We start from the raw sequence: 16,566 nt of genomic DNA on the forward strand, positions 1-16,566 counted from the left end.
AAGGGAAACGCGCCGCCGTCTGGCGGTGGGCGGGCTTGTAATGGGTATTATCATTTGAGCGAAGCCTTTTTTTAGAACAGGGGGATTTTGGACACTCCTTTTTCCACTGTCCTGAAAAAAGTCGGAATTGTTGAAAAGTTGAAATATTGAAAACTATGATTTCAATATTTCAAAAACGGCTGGGACACGGAACCTGCCCGCTCCACTATCCAGCGGAAAGCGGATGAAGCGTAAATGAGAAGTTTTATCAGAGAAAAGAAGATTTTCTGCGGGGACCACTACCGGGAGGTTGACATATTCCCCTACACTGACGCTCAAAAGAGCACGTCAGGCCGCGGCAAACGATCTAAAAAGATCAAAGAATCCCCACCCAAGCAGAAAAACCTGAATGACAAAAACGCCCGGAGGTATCTGGTACAGATCGGGGAACTGAATTTCGGGGCTGATCCTGACGCACTCCACGTAACAGCTACATACAGTTCAAAGTATCTCCCGGAAACCATGGAGGGTGCGGAGAAGGAAATTTCGAACTATTTGCGCCGTATCCAGTATGCCCGGAAAAAGGCAGGGTTACCACCTCTGAAATACATCCTTGTGACTGCATCTGCCATTGGAAGAGATTGTGACAAGCCGGTCCGTATCCATCATCACATCATCATGAACGGTGGCCTGACCCGCGATGCCGTAGAGGAACTGTGGCGGAAGCCGAGGCGTAAAGGACAGAAACAGGGCGACAAGATCGGTTATTGCAATGCCGACCGTCTACAGGCGGACGAAAACGGGATAGCGGCCCTTTGCAGTTATCTTGTGAAGCAGACCGGAGGAAAAAAGCGCTGGTCCTCGTCTCACAACCTGAAACGGCCGGAGAGCCGCACCAACGATGGAAAGTATACACGACGGCAGATTGAAAAACTGGTGCGCGAACGTCCGGACAGAACCTTTTGGGAAAAGAAATATCCGGGCTGGATCCTGACCAGTGAAGATTACGGGGTGCGGTACGAATATAACGAAATCACAGGCTGGGCCATTTACCTGAAGCTGAGGAAGAAAGAGTAGAGGAGGAGACTGAGATTATGAAAGATGCGAAAATCATCCGCCGCCAATGGCAGAACCGGGTCAACAACGCACAGGGGCATTTCTTCGAAGAATCTATCAAAGCGGCGTGTGTCGTGTACTCCATGGAGGGTAGAGCGGAGGTTGACAAGACGCCGGAACCATTCCGGGTGATGGAGAAGAGCCGGGACGGGATATTCAAAGGCCGGTTCACGGCCCATGCCCAACCGGACTTTCAGGGGACGCTTGCGGGTGGCCGGTCGATCGTGTTTGAAGCTAAGTACACCACAACAGACCGGCTCAAACAGGATGTGCTGACCGACCAGCAGATGGAGACCTTGAAAAAGCACGACCGACGGGGTGCGCTCTCGGGTGTATGCGCCGGGATCGGGAATGATTTCTTCTTTGTCCCGTGGGAGGTGTGGGACAGCATGAAAATCCTATACGGGAGGCAATATGTGACCGCGCAGGACCTGGAACCGTTTCGTGTGCGCTTCACCGGCGCGGTTCTGTTTTTGGATTATGTAAGTCAGAAGCAGCCAAGTTTGAAAAGGGGGGCTGAAAAATGAAACTGGAACAGTTACAAGAAGGAACCGTATTTGAAGCGGTGGACAAGCTGGGAAACAGATTCTTTTACCGTTTCGATCGGGTGGACCATATAGACAGCCTGGACCGGACAGCGGAAAATTGAGAAGGTGAATTAATGAAGTTTGCGTCTTTTAATGCCCGTTGCCCTTATGAACTGGGGGACGGAAGCAAGGGAACGGACGGGCAGGGACACACGATCACGGATATTGTGGCCCTTCATTCTGTAAAGACAATGACGGTTCGGTTCCTCCACGAGCTGGACGGAAACGGGAAACTGGTTAGCCTGATTCTCGAACCGCAGGAAGGAGGCGGGCCGGGGGATGAACGCGGTGCTGTTAAGCAGTAAAAAAATGGGCTATTGCACGCCGCAGGGATTCTTTGACCAGCTGGACACGGAATTTCATTTTGCGCTTGACGCGGCGGCAACAGACAAAAGCGCAAAATGCCCAGTGTACTACACACCAGAAACGGACGGATTGAAAAGTCCGTGGAACATTTCAGGTGGCGCTGTATTCTGCAATCCTCCATATGGGCGTGAAATCGGGAAGTGGGTCCGCAAGGCATATGAGGAAGCGCAGCACGGCACAACCATCGTACTGCTGATTCCAGCCCGGACAGATACAACGTATTTTCACGAATATATCTATAGACACGCGGAAATTCGTTTTTTGCGAGGTCGTTTATGCTTCACAGACGAAGATGGGAACGCATATTCACGGGCACCGTTTCCTTCGATGCTGGTTATTTACAATAGAAGAGAGAAGGGGAAAAATGAGAGCGATTACGGTATATCAGCCTTACGCGTTTGAGATTGTAGCGGGATTAAAACAGTATGAGACACGACCGCGCCGCACGAATATTCGAGGGCGCGTTGCTATACATGCCGCCAAAACCGATATTTGGGTTGAAAGATTGATTACATTGAAGGATATACAAGAACATTCAAAAATGTTGTTAGAGTATCAGTTGAAACAGGCAAACGGGGCTGTACGAGTTCCTTCCATGCTTGTTTTTAGTGCAGTGATTGGCACAGTTGAAATTGTCGATTGTGTCCCCGTGGAGGCCCTTATAGGCAAGCTGTCAGAGCGGGAGCAGGTTTTAGGCGATTACACGCCGGGGAGGTTCGCATGGGTGCTGAAAAATCCGATTATGTTTGACAAGGCAATCCCGGCGCGAGGGAAACAAGGTTGGTGGAATTGGGATGAAAATAGCTTACAGTTGAAAAATATCTGAAATTTGGAGGGACAAAAAGTGAAGATCAAGAAAATTGCATCCATTTGCATCAGGACAGGCCGTTTTGTCCTCTTCGACAGGATCAGTAAAAATGGCGAGATCACACAGTGGCTTGGTGACGGGTCAGCCGCCTACCCGTTGGACGGCCTCCCAATTTTGGATGGAGAAAGCCTGCGCACTATCTTTGATATTCCTGAAAAGAAGTGGGAAAAGATTCTGTTTCGTCATAGCGCATTCCCGGAAACGGTGAATGTGGATGATATAGCGCAGGGAGAAAGGCAGGTTGAAGAGGCGGGACTTTCGGTAGTACACGGCGGAAGGATTCTGAAGCATTTGAAAACGCGGAATGGCATTACATTTATCCAGAGCCAATATCTTCAGCCGCTTGAGGATGTTCTGGATATGGTGCAGCTGTTTGAACGACAGACACAGGGCGGTAATACCTATATCGTTGCCAAGGCTGGTCTGCTGACTGTCGCGGTCATGTTCCCTTATGACGCCATCAACAAAGAGTTTGTCGAACAGATGGAGGATTTAACAGCGCAATGCCGTTGGGAATTGAGAAAAAAGGAGCAGCAGAATATCCACCAAACAGAACCGGACGACGGGCACGACACTGATTTTGACGAAGAAGCAGGGAGGAAAGAATTGTGAAAACGGTATATTTTAACGCTGTTTGCCCGTTTGAAATCGGTGACTACATACGGGATATGGGCGGGCGTATCCATAAAATCACCGACATTGCATGTGTCCATCGTGTTCGTACAGGAAAAGTGGAATTTCGCTTTGAACTGGATAATAGCGGGCGGCTGATTATGCTCGAGCCGTCAACCGGATCAAAAACACGATAGAGACGGAGGAAAGACCAACCATGCGAACAATCTCTTTTATCAACCTGAAAGGCGGTGTGGGAAAGACCGTTTCAGCGGCCAATTTTGCCCACATTCTTGCGGCAATCCACAACAAGCGCGTCCTTCTGGTGGACGGGGACAAGCAGGGCAACGCTTCCCAGTATTTCCGGCTGTATGGGGAACAGGACGGACTTGCAGCCCTGCTTCTGAACCCGGAGCAGGACATTCTGGAATCCATCTATACGACCCGCTACAGGGGATTGGATGTTATCACATCCAATATGGACCTTTACACAGCTGACCGCGAGATTTACGGAGATGAGGGAAGGGATACGGCAAGGACATTAAAATCTGTCCTGCACCAGATCGAACCGGATTATGATTACTGCGTGATTGACAATGGCCCATCTATTGATACAGTGGCTTTGAACGTTCTGGTGGCTTCTAATGATGTGTTAATCCCCATCCGGCCTGATGATTTCTCCTTTTCCGGTCTGGTGGACCTCGCGGAACAAGTAGAGAGTGCAAAGGCATTGAACCCGGGATTGTCTCTGAGAGGCGCATTCTTTACGCACTGGCAGCGCCGGGAAGTATTTGAGCGGGCGCGGGAGGAACTGGAGAAAAGCGGGATTTGCCCCGTATTCAAAACGGCTATCTCCTACAATCCCAGAGTATCCGAAAGCACGTTTGCGAACCAACCGCTTTGTGAGTTCGCCAGACGAAGCTGGGCGGCGATCCAGTATAAAAAACTGGTCGCGGAATATCTGATCTTGGCCAATTCGTCAAATTGAATGAAAGGATGCGTTTTACGATATGAACTGTGTTGAACGTTATAAAGCAGAACGGACTGCGTCAAAAGTTGAGGCCTTTCTGGTAAAACAAAAGCTGCCTTATGACCAGAAAATTATCCTGGCCGAAAGACGGGCAAAGGAATTTTACGATCAAATACTGGGAGAGGGACACAACGTCCATGTATCGGTCGGCGGTTTGGACAGTATCACACTGCTCCTGTTTTTACGATCCATCGGCCTTGATGATGTCCCGGCTATATCCGTATCCGCGCTGGAGGACAAGAGCATCCAGCAGATACACAAAAAACTTGGCGTTATTCCCTTAAAGCCGCTTAAAAGCAAGGTCGAAGTCTTACAGGAGTATGGTTTCCCGGTACTGTCAAAGGAAATAGCGGGAAAGATTGATCTGCTCCAACGCCCAAGTGAACGGAATGCCACTGTGAGACACGCCATTATTACTGGAGAAACTGGCACATACGGTGGAAACCGCACAGGAACCCGGATGAAGCTGTCGCAAAAGTGGCTAAACCTATTTGGAGGGTATGAAAACGAGGAGGAAAACGTTAATTATCAGGTTGCACCTTTCAAGGTGTCGGACAAATGCTGCTACTATCTGAAAGAAAAACCCTGCGGCAACTACGCAAAAGAGCATGATAGTTATCCGTATCTTGGCCTGATGGCGTCAGAAGGAGGACGCAGGCGAAAGGCCCTGATGATGAATGGATGCAACTATTACGGGAAAACCGTAACACGCAGTTGCCCCTTTGCGATATTTGACCGTCAAGACCTGTTGCAGCTTGCGCTTGATCTAACTGTGCCTGTCCCAGAAATCTATGGAGAGATTGCACGAGATTCGGAGGGAAAACTCTACACCACAAAAGCGCAGCGTACCGGGTGCAGCATGTGCGGATTTGGAATTCATCTGGAAGAACGTCCACACCGGTTCGACCGGCTAAGGGAGGCGAACCCGGACGAATGGGAATTCTGGATGCATTATTGCGTTACAGATCCTAAAACCGGAGAGAAGTTCGGCTGGGGCCGCGTTCTTGATTATATTGGTGTGCCTTACCGGTAAAAGACGCATTGGAAATCTGATCTTGACCAATTCGGTCAACCAGCGGGAGGGATAACAGTGGCATTTGACATCATGAGCCTGAACCGCAACCGGAGCGCGATCCAGGCAAAAAGCAGAGCGGATGAACAGTCAGGCCGCGCGGTGCTGAAATACATAGACGTTGACGATCTTGTACCATCTACAGAGAACTTCTACTCGATGTCCGCTATTGAAGAGCTGGCTTTCCTGATTGCCCTTTCAGGTGGTATCAAGCAGCCGGGACTGGCAGTGCCGCTGGGCGGTGGAAAATACCGTCTCATCGCCGGACACAGGCGGCGGTTAGCCTCAGTCCTGCTTGTGGAACGGGGAAAACAGGAATACAAAAAGATGCCCTGTATAGTGGAGACGGTCCATGGAGAGGAGCCGAAGGACGTAGCTGGGATTGCAGAGGAAGAAGCACTTCGGGAGATAGACGAAGCAATCCTTCTGATTGCAACCAACGGATACCGGGAAAAAACAGACTGGGAACGGGTACAGGAGGTCATGCGTCTCCGGGCACTGCTGGAACGAAAGCGGCAGTTTCAGAAAATCCCCGGTCAAACGCGCAAAATCATTGCGGAGCAGCTTGGAACGACCCCAGCGCAGGTGGGACGCTATGAGAGTATCGACAAACATCTGCTGCCGGACTTCAAGGAAGCAATGAAGGCCGAACGGATGGGAATATCGGTAGCCTATGAATTGTCCACATTGCCGGAACAGATCCAAAAAGCGGCCCTTGCGGAATATAAAGCAAAAGGCAGTTTATCTATTGAGGATGTGAAGCGCCGCAGACAGGAGGAAGAGGAAAAGCAACCGATGCCTGGACAGATTACTTTGGAAGAGTTGGAGGAAGAAAGGCAGGACATGCAGCCTCCACAGAGACAATCCCCGCCCACTTTTATGAAAGCATCTGGGACAGAGGAAAAAACACCATGTGACATAGCGGGAAAGATTGTGGATGCTCCCACCCCGCCAAGTGCCATGGAACCGCCGGAGAAAAGAGTGAAGCCAAATTCAGAACAGCCCGCGTCCGTACCTTCACCGCAGCCCGCACAGATACCCGCAGCGGAGAAAGCGGACGGCACGTCAGAGATGGAAGAAGTGCTGGAACGGTTGAACGACCTGGTCTCCTACTGTATGGACAAGGAAGAAAAGGGCGATCGCTCAAGGGACTGGGTGCAGGATGTCAGAGCCTTATTATTTGCTATTGACTATTTGGATAGCTGCGGCTGATAATGGGAGTAAACCCACGATATAAAATAGAAAGCAGGTGCTCTAATGAGTAAAATTTATGATGGGATCATGGGTCTGGTAGTCGGGGATGCGCTGGGCGTCCCCTATGAGTTCAAATGCCGGGACAGTTTCACGGCAACCGACATGGTCGGCTACGGGACATACAATCAACCGGCAGGGACTTGGTCGGACGACAGCAGCATGACCCTTGCGACAGTGGAAAGCATTGGACGGCTGGGAAAGATTGATCCGGATGATATTATGCTGAACTTTTCAAAATGGTTAAATAACGGTGAATTCACTCCCTATAATAGCGTTTTCGACGTGGGCGGGGCAACCCACAAGGCGATCCAGAGGTTTGACCAGGGCACAGCCCCACTTGATTGCGGCGGAGCATCCATCATGGACAACGGCAACGGAGCTTTGATGCGGATTCTTCCGGCCGCGCTGATCCCGCATACAGAGGAGGAGATACGGCATGTTGGACAGCTCACCCATGCACACGAGATTTCGCGGACTGCCTGCTGCCTATACACCTACGTAGTGGAACAGTATGGACAGATTCAGGATATGAAAGCTGCAATCCATGCTTTAGGACGGTTGACAGCAGTCCGTTTGATGGAGCAGTTTAACCGCATTGCCGGTCTGGAAGGTTTGAGCCGCGAAGAAATCAAAAGCTCCGGTTATGTGGTGGATACGCTGGAAGCGGCGCTGTGGTGTGTCCTGAAAACAGACAGTTATCGGGATTGTGTTCTTACCGCTGTGAATCTGGGGGAAGATACGGATACCGTTGCAGCTGTAGCGGGGGGCCTTGCCGGGATTGCCTATGGCTGCGGTGGGGCGAACGGGATTCCTGATGAATGGATCGCACAGGTTCCCCGAAGGGAATGGATTCAGGCATTGTGTGAGAAAATGGAAGCTCATTTCTGAAAAAGGAACAGCTCAAAAGGACAAGGAGGAAGTTGTACCGGTGCAGGCGAAGCAATATCTGAAAGAGTTAAAACGACTGGATACCTGTATCCGACAGAAGTTGCAGGAGAAAGCTGCTTTATATACCAGCACAATGGGGGCTGTCCGGATGGATGCGGACCGGGTGCAGACTTCCGGATCGAAGGATGTCATACCGGACCTGGTACAACGGACTCTGCATCTTGAGGCCGAAATTGACAAACAGATTGACGATTTCACAGATCGGAAACACCGAATCATAAATCAGATTCAGCGGCTGACGAACGAAACCTACGTTTCTTTACTTTATAAACGGTATGTGGAGTTCAAGCGGCTTGAGGAAATCGCTGCGGAAATGAATTATACATATCTGTACGTGCGAAAAATGCATGGATACGCCTTGAAAGAATTTCAACAGATTCACAAAGAGGTGCTTGCGGACTATGAGACAGCTCTTGAGAAAAGAAGGAACACAAAGGAACATTTAAACATGCTATAATGATACCGTGGAAATCCGGGGACGAGTGCGCCCCGGATTTTTAATTGCACTTTGAAAGGCGGTGAATTCATTGAGCATAAGAGGCAGACCCCGGAGATTTAAGACAACAAAAGCGCTGGAACTGGCGTGGGAGCAATATAAGGAGTGGTGCAATAGCCAGACTGTGCTGACACATGAATTCAGCGCGAAAAATTCAGAGTTTGTCAGCAAACAGCTCACGCGCAGCGTGACCTATACGATCGAGGGTTTTTGCGTATGGGTGGGGCTGGCCCGGTCCAATTTCTATGAAACCTACGCGGAGGATGAGAAATTTCGGGACATCGTAACGCGCATGAAGGAAGAATGTGAAATAGATGCTCGGATGAAGTTCGAATTGGGCGTGATTGATCCGAAACTTGCGGCGCTCTGGATGAGCAAATACGGCTATTCCACCAAGACGGAAAGCAATGTTTCCGGTTCTGTTCCGGTTGTCATCTCTGGGGATGATGCGCTTGAAGATTAACCAAAAGCAGATCTATCTTCCCGACTGTGTGGGCAGGGGTTACGGCACCTATTGGCATTGGAAGGGCCGCTATCGGGTGTGCAAGGGAAGCAGGGCCAGCAAGAAAAGCAAGACAACGGCGCTGTGGTATATCTGGGCCATGATGAAATATCCGGACGCAAACCTGCTTGTAGTGCGTAAGGTATTCCGTACTCTGAAAGACAGCTGCTTCACAGAATTGAAGTGGGCAATCAACCGCTTGGGTGTTCCGGAACATTGGGAGATCAAGGAAAGCCCCCTGGAAATGACCTATAAGCCTACGAACCAGAAAATCTATTTTCGGGGGCTGGATGATCCTTTGAAGGTCACGTCGATCACGGTTGAGCATGGCTATCTGTGCTGGATGTGGATAGAGGAAGCCTATGAGATCAGCGACGAAGACGACTTCAATATGCTCAATGAATCAATCCGTGGAGCGATCCCTCCGGAAACCAGACTGTTTAAGCAGGTCACCTTAACCTTTAACCCATGGAACGAACACCACTGGCTCAAAAAACGATTCTTTGACAATCCGGACGATGAGACCCTTGCCATGACGACCAACTATCTGTGCAACGAGTGGTTGGATGATGCGGACCGCAAAGAGTTTGAAACCATGAAGCGGAACAACCCTCGGCGTTACTGCGTGGCCGGGCTGGGGGACTGGGGCATCGTGGATGGGTTGATCTTTGAGAATTGGGAGGAAAAGCCGTTTTCTGTACAGGAGATCACAGCACTGCCGGGCATCCGCTCTGCCTTTGGCCTTGACTTTGGTTATACCAACGATCCCGCCGCATTCTTTTGCGGATTGATTGACCAGCGGACAAAAACCATCTGGGTATTCGATGAAATCTACAAGCGCGGCATGAGCAATGAAGCCATTGCAGAGGAGGTTACGCGGGCAGGATACGCAAAAGAGCGGATCAAAGCTGACTGTGCGGAGCCGAAAAGCATTGACCGGCTTTATACGCTGGGCCTTTCCCATATCCACAGATCGCGGAAGGGAAGGGACAGCGTAAACAATGGTATTGATTTCATACAAGATTACCACATCATCATCCATCCGAAATGCGTCAACTTCATTACTGAAATCAGCAACTACACCTGGGATACGGACAGCAGGACCGGGAAGAAGCTGAACAGACCGATTGACGATTTCAACCACCTGATGGACGCCATGCGGTATGCGCTGGAAGATTTCAGCCGGGGTGATACGTTCAGTTTCGAGTAAGCATGACAGATTTGCAAGAAAAACCGGGAGTTTTCCCGGTTTTCGTTTTGGAAGGAGGCGGTGCAGAGGTGGCATTCGGAATCAACAAGGTGATGGAACGCATCTCCAACATCATTCTTCGAGGCAGAAATACAGCTCTGACCGAAAAGGAATTTTATGAATTGGAGATTGGAAGATGGAGGCAAAGCCCGCAGCGGATCATGCAGATCAAAGGGCAGCTTTATTACGAGAACGAACATGACATCCTGCACCGGAAGCGCACTATGATCGGAGAGGACGGGAAACTGCAAACAGTCGAGAATCTTCCCAATAACCGGATCATAGACAACCAGTACGCGAAACTGGTAAACCAGAAAGCCAACTACATTGCAGGGCAGCCCTTTGTTGTGGAAAGCGGGAACGAGGTATACGCCGAACTGCTGAAACCGGTTTTTGACAAAGGTTTTATGCGAACCTTGAAGAATGCGGTGAAATACAGCCTGAACAACGGCATTGCGTGGCTGTACCCCTATTATGACGGGGAAGGGAAGCTTGCGTTTCGACTATTTCCCGGCTATGAGGTCCTGCCGTTTTGGAAGGACAGTGAACACACTGTCCTGGATTCCGCTATACGCCTGTACCTGGTGCAGGGGTACGAAGGCCGAACCCCTGTCATAATCGAAAAGGTGGAGCTTTATGACCAGACAGGGGTTCACCGCTTCCTCTATGAGGGGGAACGGCTGGTTCCTGATCCGGATACGCCAGAGGGGGTTCCGGACATCTGCCAGATTACCGCCGCAGATGGGAACGGATTCAACTGGCAGCGTATACCGCTCATCCCCGTCAAGTACAATGAGCAGGAAATTCCCCTGCTGAAAAAGGTGAAGTCCCTTCAGGACAGCATCAACCTTATGTTGTCAGACTTTGAAAACAATATGCAGGAGGACGCAAGGAACACGATCATCGTCCTGAAGAATTATGACGGGACAAATTTAGGGGAATTCCGGCGCAACCTTGCCACATTCGGAGCCGTTAAGATTCGGTATGACGGGGACATGAAGGGTGGAGTGGAAACCCTCCAGATCGCCGTGAATGCCGAAAACTATAAATCCATCGTTGAAATCTTCAAAAAGGCCATGATCGAAAACGGCATGGGCTACGACGCCAAGGACGACCGGCTGTCCGGGAATCCCAATCAGATGAACATACAGTCGATGTACAGCGATATTGATCTGGACGCGAACGACATGGAGACAGAACTACAGGCCGCTTTTGAGCAAATCCTCTGGTTTGTAAACGTCTACCTGGCCAACGCCGGTCTTGGAGATTTTACAGGGGAGGATGTGGAGGTCATTTTCAATCGGGACATGATGATGGATGAAGGGCAGATCATTACGAACATCCGGAATTCTGTCGGGATTCTCTCCAACGAAACGATTATAGGGCAGCATCCGTGGATTGATGATCCTCAAAAGGAGCTCGAACGGGTGGAAGAGGAGAAGCGTAAGGCGCAGGAGGACATGTTCAATCAGTCCGTTTTCCCTAATGGCGGCGGAGAAAGCCCCTTTCGGTCAAAGCAGAGCGGCACAGCAGATGGGAAAGGCGGCGTGAAGGATGGCAGCGGCTAAACTGAATGCGGCCTATTGGAAAAAGCGGTTCCAGGAGATTGAGAATCAGGCCAATTCAGCCGGTGCAGATAGCCTTTCCTACATAGCGGAGCAATACCAGCAGGCCGCAAAGGAGATTGAAGCGCAGATTGCAACATGGTATATCCGGTTCGCGAACAACAATGGGATTACCATGCAGGAGGCTCGGCAGCTGCTTGCCGGGGATTCTCTGAAAGAATTCAAATGGACCGTACAGGAGTATATCCAGTATGGGAAGGAAAACGCCCTGAACGGGGCATGGATGCGGCAGCTCGAAAACGCCTCCGCGAAATGGCATATTACCAAGCTGGAAGCCTTAAAACTGCAAAACCAGGCCACGATCGAAGCTCTGTTCGGCGGACAGTATCAGTCCCTTTCCGGGGCGTTGTGTTCCATCTACCAGAGCAGCTACTATCATTCCTGCTATGAGATGCACAAAGCCTTTGGGATCGGCTGGAACATTGCGGCTATAGATCAGAACAAGCTGTCGGCGGTCCTGTCAACGCCTTGGGCGGCGGATGGAAATACCTTTTCGGACCGGCTTTGGTCAAACCGGCAAAAGCTGATTCAGGAGCTACAGAGCACCTTGACCCAGGGAATCTTGACCGGCAAGAAACCGGACAAGCTGATTGCGGAGATGCAGTCCAAAATGAATACCTCCAAATCCAACGCGGGGCGGCTGGTGATGACCGAATCGGCGGCGGTGTCCGCTATGGGGCAAAAGGACGCTTTTGGGGAATTGGGTGTGGAAGAATTTGAGGTTGTGGAAACGCTGGATTCCCATACATGCGAGGTATGCGGGACAATGGATGGACAGCATTTTCCGATGTCTGAATACGAAATTGGGGTGACCGTTCCACCTTTTCATCCATGGTGCAGGGGCTGCACCTGTCCGCATTTCAACGACGAGTTTACCAAGGACGGCACCCGTATCGCACGGGCGGCAGACGGTACACAATACTATGTTCCCGGGGATACGACCTATAAAGAGTGGAAAGACGCTTTTGTGGACGGGGACAAGTCCGGGTTTGATGTGGCAGCAAACGCGAAATCTGGGCTTACATCCTATCAGGCGCCCGCACCACCTCCAGCCAAGAAGGAGTATATGACAAAAAAGAAGCTGGAAGGGCTGGTTGCAGACGTTGATACCCAGATCGCGGATTTGCAGGAACAGTTCAAGTTTGCGAGCGGAGGGTTTAGCTATGAAGAGGTGATAACGCAGCATGGCAAGCTGGAAGATTTCGCGCAGGGCAAAAAACTGGCTGTGTTAAAAGACCTACAGGATCAGCTTGGAGAGCTTACTTCGCAAAAGGATCAATGGCGGGAAGCCTTAAACAAAAAATTGGCTGCCGCTGAAATCAAGAAGCTGAAAAAAGAATCTTTTCTGCTGCAAGACCAGATTGACGCATTCGACATCAAGACCTATACGGGTATTTGGAAAGACGATGTGACAACTGCTGACTGGCTGGCAAAGCACGGTTCTATTCAAGCTAAGAAGGACTACTTCAACGATAAGCTGCTTTATGCCGCAGATGCAGATGAAACGGACAAATGGAAAACGCTGCTCCAACAGCTTGAAGCATTCGACACAGAGGGCAAGGCGTATTATGACCTCCAGTCACAGTGGAAGAAGCTTCAGGGGGATTTGCAACTTCTTCAAAATAGTAGTAAAATAAACAGTGCGGGGGATGCTTACACACAGGCCCGGAAAGATGCCGCGTTGTGGGCTAAAAGCACAAAGGCCGCGGATGATCGGCTCCGGGAAGTATGTGGGCAGGTGTGGCAGAAAGCCAGCAGCAGTGAGCGCCACGCGATTTATGATTATACCAGCGGTTCCGGAAAATTTAACCGACCTTTGTCCGGTTTTAGAAAGCCATATTATGAACCGGGAACCGGATGGGAGCCGAAGTATTTTAAGGGCGTCAATCAGGTTTGGATTGACTTTGAAGGGGCCGGTGACGAGATACGGGCAATGACCGAGCTGATTAGCCGTTCCACCTATGACTTCGATGTGTGGTTGCAGCGCGGCGGCGCGGCAACGGAAATGGATTCCCTGTTGGGCCTTGCCCAGGGCACATTCAAAAGTATGTCGGAAGCTGAACTTCAGCAGTTTATTGATAAGTTTGGGCGGCGTACGGCATTTACTTCTACTGGTGTTGCAAAGGGGAAGGGATTCAGCGGGGACGTGATTATGAATATCTATGCCCCATCCGGCACACAGATGATGTACGCAGAGCCGTTTTCCGCTTTCGGCAATGGAGGTGGTTCTGGGTGGGACGGCATTTCTCCGCAAAATAGTTTTGGAATCGAATCGGAAATGATTATTCAGCGCGGCACATACTTTAAGATTACCAAAATTGAGCGGTCCGACAGCGGGACAATTTTTGTTGATATGGAAGTCCATCCGGAAAAAGGATACGACCTATTCCAACAGGACCCCGCCGAATGGACGGGTAGTACAAAGAAAGGAAAGTGATAGCGTGAGAGAGCAGAAAGAAAGCAATCTCCATCAACCGATGTTGGGATGGAAAAGGCCTAACCCGGTGTATTGTCGGACGTGTAGATTTGCAACTGTGCGGGAACCTTTCGGGCGGCTTCCTGACCTTGCAAACTGCATGATTTACGAGGGAGCAGATTTAAAACCAGATGAAGTTGCGTTTGATGGTGCACCGTGCGAGTATTACGAGCCGGACAAAGGGAAGTTTGAAAAATAACTTTCAATGGAGGTAGTGACATGAAAACGAAACGGGTTATAAAATCAATCCCGTGTTCGAACGGAAAACTCTTCGGGACGATAGGGACGCAGCGAAAAATGTTAGCAGAATGCGAGCCTGTCATTGAGGTGTACCGGCAGGACAATCCGATAACTGTATTGGGAAGGACATCCCATGCGCTGAAAAGCTATCATATCGCAATTGTCTTATGTGACGGGACATCCCTTGCGCCGGGGGTTGATTACAATCTGGTGCAAAAGGTTTCCGGATACGACATAACTGCGGATGTTTTGCTGGAAGGGAATATTCTAAAGCAGATTTCTCTTTCCCAGTTGTATCCGGAGCTGATTGATCCCCGTGACCGGTGGGAGTTCAGCATGGAGGATCAAGTCAAAGTTGATGAACTCCTGTCGTTGAAGATTTTATATTGATTGAACCGCCTTGAAGAAGGGCGGTTTTTTATACCCAAAACTCAGATCAGAAAGGGAGAAGATCATGACAAAAGAAGAACTGATTGCGCTGGGCCTGACAGAGGAACAGGCAAAAAAGGTCCTTGAAGCAGTGAAAGAGTACGTCCCCAAAACACAGCTTGGGGAGGTGGAGCAGGAGCGGGACAGTCTGAAAGCCACGATTGCGGAGCGGGATACGCAGCTGGAAACCCTGAAAAAATCCAGCGGCGACAACGCGGCATTGCAGCAGCAGATTGCCGACTTGCAGAAAGCGAACGAGGAGCAGCGGAAAGCCCATGACGCGGAGATCACACAGCTGCGGCTGGATAATGCCGTGGAAGCGGCGCTTCTCACAGCGGGAGCGAAAAACGTCAAGGCGGTCCGCGCTCTGATGGACGCTGACAAGCTGAAGCTGGAAAAGGACGGTACGGTAAGCGGCCTTTCCGAGCAGATCAAGACGATCCAGAAGTCGGACGACTACCTGTTCGCGGGAAAGCAGCAACAGCAGTTCCGGGGCTTTCAGCCGGGGGCTTCCGGCGACGTGAAGCCGGACGGCAATGTGGACGTTTCCAAAATGACCTATTCGGAGATGGTCGCGTATCTGGAAGCGAATCCCGGTGCGAAAATTTGAACCAGAGAAAGGATGGTAAAGCATGCCCAATACGAAGTTTGATTCCAAAAGCTTCAATCCGGAGGCGTTCGGCAGATATGTCGAGCGGATCCCCAACGTCAAGAAAAACCAGCTGATCCAGTCCGGCGCGGTCGGTACAAACGAGAACGCGAAAACCGCCCTTGCCAGTCAGACGGGTTCCCTCTATGCCCGCATCCCCTACTTTGGGCGGATCAGCGGCGCAACCTCACAGAACAACGATGGCGGCACGGACATCACTTCCACCAGCACGACCACCTATGAACAGGGGTTCGTGACCGCATCCCGGATGGATTCTTGGACAGAACGCAGCTTCAGCAAGAACATCACAGCGGGCGTTGACTTTATGGACAATGTAGCGCGGCAGATCGCCGACTACAAGCTGGAAGTGAAACAGGCTATGCTGCTTGCGATCCTGAACGGCGTTTTCTCGATGTCTACCACGGGCGGCAGTGTTGCGGCAAAGGCTGCGAAGGAATTTATCGACAAGCACACCTATGACATCTCCGGTAAGACCGGAGAAGATGCTCTTGTGGGAGCAACTACCTTGAATACGGCGATCCAGCAGGCTTGCGGCGACAACAAGAACATCTTCAAGCTGGTTATCATGCACAGCGCGGTTGCAACCCGGCTGGAAAATCTGAGGCTCCTGAAATACATGACCTACACGGACAAAGACGGCATCCAGCATGACCTTGCGCTTGGGACGTGGAACGGACGCACCGTGCTCATCGACGACGACATGCCCGCGGAGAGCCTGGAAGCAGGCGGTACCAAGTACACAACCTATGTTCTGGGCGAGGGCGCGATTGTCCTTGATGATATTGGAGATTCGGTGCCTTACGAGATGAGCCGCGACCCCAAGACCAACGGCGGGCAGGATACGCTTTTCGTGCGGGACCGCTATATCTGCGGCGTGGATGGGATTTCCTTTGAGAAGCCCGCAAGTGTGACCGCTTCCGCTTCCAATGCCGACCTGAAAGCCGGGGCCAACTGGAACGTCATCAACGACGGGAAAGAGGCCATTTCCCATAAGGCGATCGCGATTGTGCGGATCATTTCGCAGGGGTAAGGAAAGGCGGCGGCTTT

20 protein-coding genes are annotated in these 16,566 nt (G+C 50.8%); all 20 read left to right on the forward strand.

The genetic code is table 11. The features are described 5' to 3' along the window. Positions 1-234 precede the first annotated feature (234 nt). The 20 genes from D5269_RS08950 (at position 235) to D5269_RS09040 (ending at position 16,549) form a co-directional block, all read left to right on the forward strand. The gene (locus tag D5269_RS08950; protein WP_120486055.1) at positions 235-1,056 is read left to right on the forward strand and encodes a hypothetical protein; all 822 of its coding nucleotides are present in this window, start codon (positions 235-237) and stop codon (positions 1,054-1,056) included. 17 nt (positions 1,057-1,073) lie between these two features. Next, the gene (locus D5269_RS08955) at positions 1,074-1,622 is read left to right on the forward strand and encodes a Holliday junction resolvase RecU (protein WP_120486054.1); all 549 of its coding nucleotides are present in this window, start codon (positions 1,074-1,076) and stop codon (positions 1,620-1,622) included. Next, positions 1,619-1,744: a hypothetical protein gene (locus D5269_RS18895; RefSeq protein ID WP_256374372.1), complete on the forward strand. Its 126-nt coding sequence runs from the start codon at positions 1,619-1,621 to the stop codon at positions 1,742-1,744. The genes D5269_RS08955 and D5269_RS18895 overlap by 4 nt, the downstream gene beginning before the upstream one ends. A gap of 12 nt (positions 1,745-1,756) precedes the next feature. Then, positions 1,757-1,987 (forward strand): hypothetical protein, encoded by a 231-nt coding sequence (locus tag D5269_RS08960; protein WP_120486053.1) that lies wholly within the window; start codon positions 1,757-1,759, stop codon positions 1,985-1,987. Then, entirely contained in the window at positions 1,962-2,450 is a 489-nt protein-coding gene (locus tag D5269_RS08965) for a DNA N-6-adenine-methyltransferase (protein WP_120486052.1), read from the forward strand. Before D5269_RS08960 ends, D5269_RS08965 begins: the two co-directional genes overlap by 26 nt. Next, a complete protein-coding gene (locus D5269_RS08970) occupies positions 2,413-2,874 on the forward strand; it encodes an ASCH domain-containing protein (protein WP_158604984.1) in 462 nt (153 codons plus the stop codon). The genes D5269_RS08965 and D5269_RS08970 overlap by 38 nt, the downstream gene beginning before the upstream one ends. 18 nt (positions 2,875-2,892) lie before the next feature. Beyond that, positions 2,893-3,528: a hypothetical protein gene (locus D5269_RS08975; RefSeq protein WP_120486050.1), complete on the forward strand. Its 636-nt coding sequence runs from the start codon at positions 2,893-2,895 to the stop codon at positions 3,526-3,528. Further along, the gene (locus D5269_RS08980; RefSeq protein WP_120486049.1) at positions 3,525-3,725 is read left to right on the forward strand and encodes a hypothetical protein; all 201 of its coding nucleotides are present in this window, start codon (positions 3,525-3,527) and stop codon (positions 3,723-3,725) included. Before D5269_RS08975 ends, D5269_RS08980 begins: the two co-directional genes overlap by 4 nt. Positions 3,726-3,745: 20 nt before the next feature. Then, positions 3,746-4,516, forward strand: a complete 771-nt coding sequence (locus D5269_RS08985) for a ParA family protein (RefSeq protein ID WP_120486048.1) — start codon at positions 3,746-3,748, stop codon at positions 4,514-4,516. A gap of 22 nt (positions 4,517-4,538) precedes the next feature. Beyond that, positions 4,539-5,591 (forward strand): hypothetical protein, encoded by a 1,053-nt coding sequence (locus tag D5269_RS08990; RefSeq protein ID WP_166545162.1) that lies wholly within the window; start codon positions 4,539-4,541, stop codon positions 5,589-5,591. A 57-nt stretch (positions 5,592-5,648) separates the two neighbouring features. Further along, positions 5,649-6,842, forward strand: coding sequence for a ParB N-terminal domain-containing protein (locus D5269_RS08995; protein WP_120486200.1), 1,194 nt, complete (start codon positions 5,649-5,651; stop codon positions 6,840-6,842). A 45-nt stretch (positions 6,843-6,887) separates the two neighbouring features. Continuing rightward, positions 6,888-7,772 (forward strand): ADP-ribosylglycohydrolase family protein, encoded by an 885-nt coding sequence (locus tag D5269_RS09000; RefSeq protein WP_120486199.1) that lies wholly within the window; start codon positions 6,888-6,890, stop codon positions 7,770-7,772. 40 nt (positions 7,773-7,812) lie between these two features. Beyond that, entirely contained in the window at positions 7,813-8,289 is a 477-nt protein-coding gene (locus D5269_RS09005; RefSeq protein WP_207709112.1) for a hypothetical protein, read from the forward strand. A 70-nt stretch (positions 8,290-8,359) separates the two neighbouring features. Then, positions 8,360-8,791 carry a terminase small subunit gene (locus D5269_RS09010; RefSeq protein WP_207709113.1) on the forward strand — a complete coding sequence of 144 codons (432 nt, stop codon included), beginning with the start codon at positions 8,360-8,362 and terminating at the stop codon, positions 8,789-8,791. Then, complete coding sequence (locus tag D5269_RS09015; RefSeq protein WP_120486198.1) at positions 8,772-10,040, forward strand: PBSX family phage terminase large subunit; 1,269 nt, start codon at positions 8,772-8,774, stop codon at positions 10,038-10,040. Before D5269_RS09010 ends, D5269_RS09015 begins: the two co-directional genes overlap by 20 nt. A gap of 68 nt (positions 10,041-10,108) precedes the next feature. After that, the gene (locus tag D5269_RS09020) at positions 10,109-11,647 is read left to right on the forward strand and encodes a phage portal protein (protein WP_347707292.1); all 1,539 of its coding nucleotides are present in this window, start codon (positions 10,109-10,111) and stop codon (positions 11,645-11,647) included. Continuing rightward, the gene (locus tag D5269_RS09025; RefSeq protein WP_120486197.1) at positions 11,634-14,141 is read left to right on the forward strand and encodes a minor capsid protein; all 2,508 of its coding nucleotides are present in this window, start codon (positions 11,634-11,636) and stop codon (positions 14,139-14,141) included. Before D5269_RS09020 ends, D5269_RS09025 begins: the two co-directional genes overlap by 14 nt. A 258-nt stretch (positions 14,142-14,399) precedes the next feature. After that, on the forward strand, positions 14,400-14,810 hold the full coding sequence (locus tag D5269_RS09030; protein WP_120486195.1) for a hypothetical protein: 411 nt from the start codon (positions 14,400-14,402) through the stop codon (positions 14,808-14,810). Between the two features lie 64 nt (positions 14,811-14,874). Further along, positions 14,875-15,459 (forward strand): phage scaffolding protein, encoded by a 585-nt coding sequence (locus D5269_RS09035; protein WP_120486194.1) that lies wholly within the window; start codon positions 14,875-14,877, stop codon positions 15,457-15,459. Positions 15,460-15,481: 22 nt separating this feature from the next. After that, a complete protein-coding gene (locus D5269_RS09040) occupies positions 15,482-16,549 on the forward strand; it encodes a major capsid protein (RefSeq protein WP_120486193.1) in 1,068 nt (355 codons plus the stop codon). Positions 16,550-16,566 lie beyond the last annotated feature (17 nt).

The sequence above is a fragment of the Anaerotruncus sp. 1XD42-93 genome (genome assembly GCF_009917605.1).
GTDB lineage: Bacteria > Bacillota > Clostridia > Oscillospirales > Ruminococcaceae > Anaerotruncus.

Coding starts and splice junctions, on each gene's coding strand:
- D5269_RS08970 (WP_158604984.1), top strand. CDS start 2,413: ATGAGAGCGATTACGGTATATCAGCCTTACGCGTTTGAGATTGTAGCG.
- D5269_RS08990 (WP_166545162.1), top strand. CDS start 4,539: ATGAACTGTGTTGAACGTTATAAAGCAGAACGGACTGCGTCAAAAGTT.
- D5269_RS08985 (WP_120486048.1), top strand. CDS start 3,746: ATGCGAACAATCTCTTTTATCAACCTGAAAGGCGGTGTGGGAAAGACC.
- D5269_RS09035 (WP_120486194.1), top strand. CDS start 14,875: ATGACAAAAGAAGAACTGATTGCGCTGGGCCTGACAGAGGAACAGGCA.
- D5269_RS18895 (WP_256374372.1), top strand. CDS start 1,619: ATGAAACTGGAACAGTTACAAGAAGGAACCGTATTTGAAGCGGTGGAC.
- D5269_RS08955 (WP_120486054.1), top strand. CDS start 1,074: ATGAAAGATGCGAAAATCATCCGCCGCCAATGGCAGAACCGGGTCAAC.
- D5269_RS08965 (WP_120486052.1), top strand. CDS start 1,962: ATGAACGCGGTGCTGTTAAGCAGTAAAAAAATGGGCTATTGCACGCCG.
- D5269_RS09015 (WP_120486198.1), top strand. CDS start 8,772: ATGATGCGCTTGAAGATTAACCAAAAGCAGATCTATCTTCCCGACTGT.
- D5269_RS09030 (WP_120486195.1), top strand. CDS start 14,400: ATGAAAACGAAACGGGTTATAAAATCAATCCCGTGTTCGAACGGAAAA.
- D5269_RS09025 (WP_120486197.1), top strand. CDS start 11,634: ATGGCAGCGGCTAAACTGAATGCGGCCTATTGGAAAAAGCGGTTCCAG.
- D5269_RS09040 (WP_120486193.1), top strand. CDS start 15,482: ATGCCCAATACGAAGTTTGATTCCAAAAGCTTCAATCCGGAGGCGTTC.
- D5269_RS08950 (WP_120486055.1), top strand. CDS start 235: ATGAGAAGTTTTATCAGAGAAAAGAAGATTTTCTGCGGGGACCACTAC.
- D5269_RS08960 (WP_120486053.1), top strand. CDS start 1,757: ATGAAGTTTGCGTCTTTTAATGCCCGTTGCCCTTATGAACTGGGGGAC.
- D5269_RS09000 (WP_120486199.1), top strand. CDS start 6,888: ATGAGTAAAATTTATGATGGGATCATGGGTCTGGTAGTCGGGGATGCG.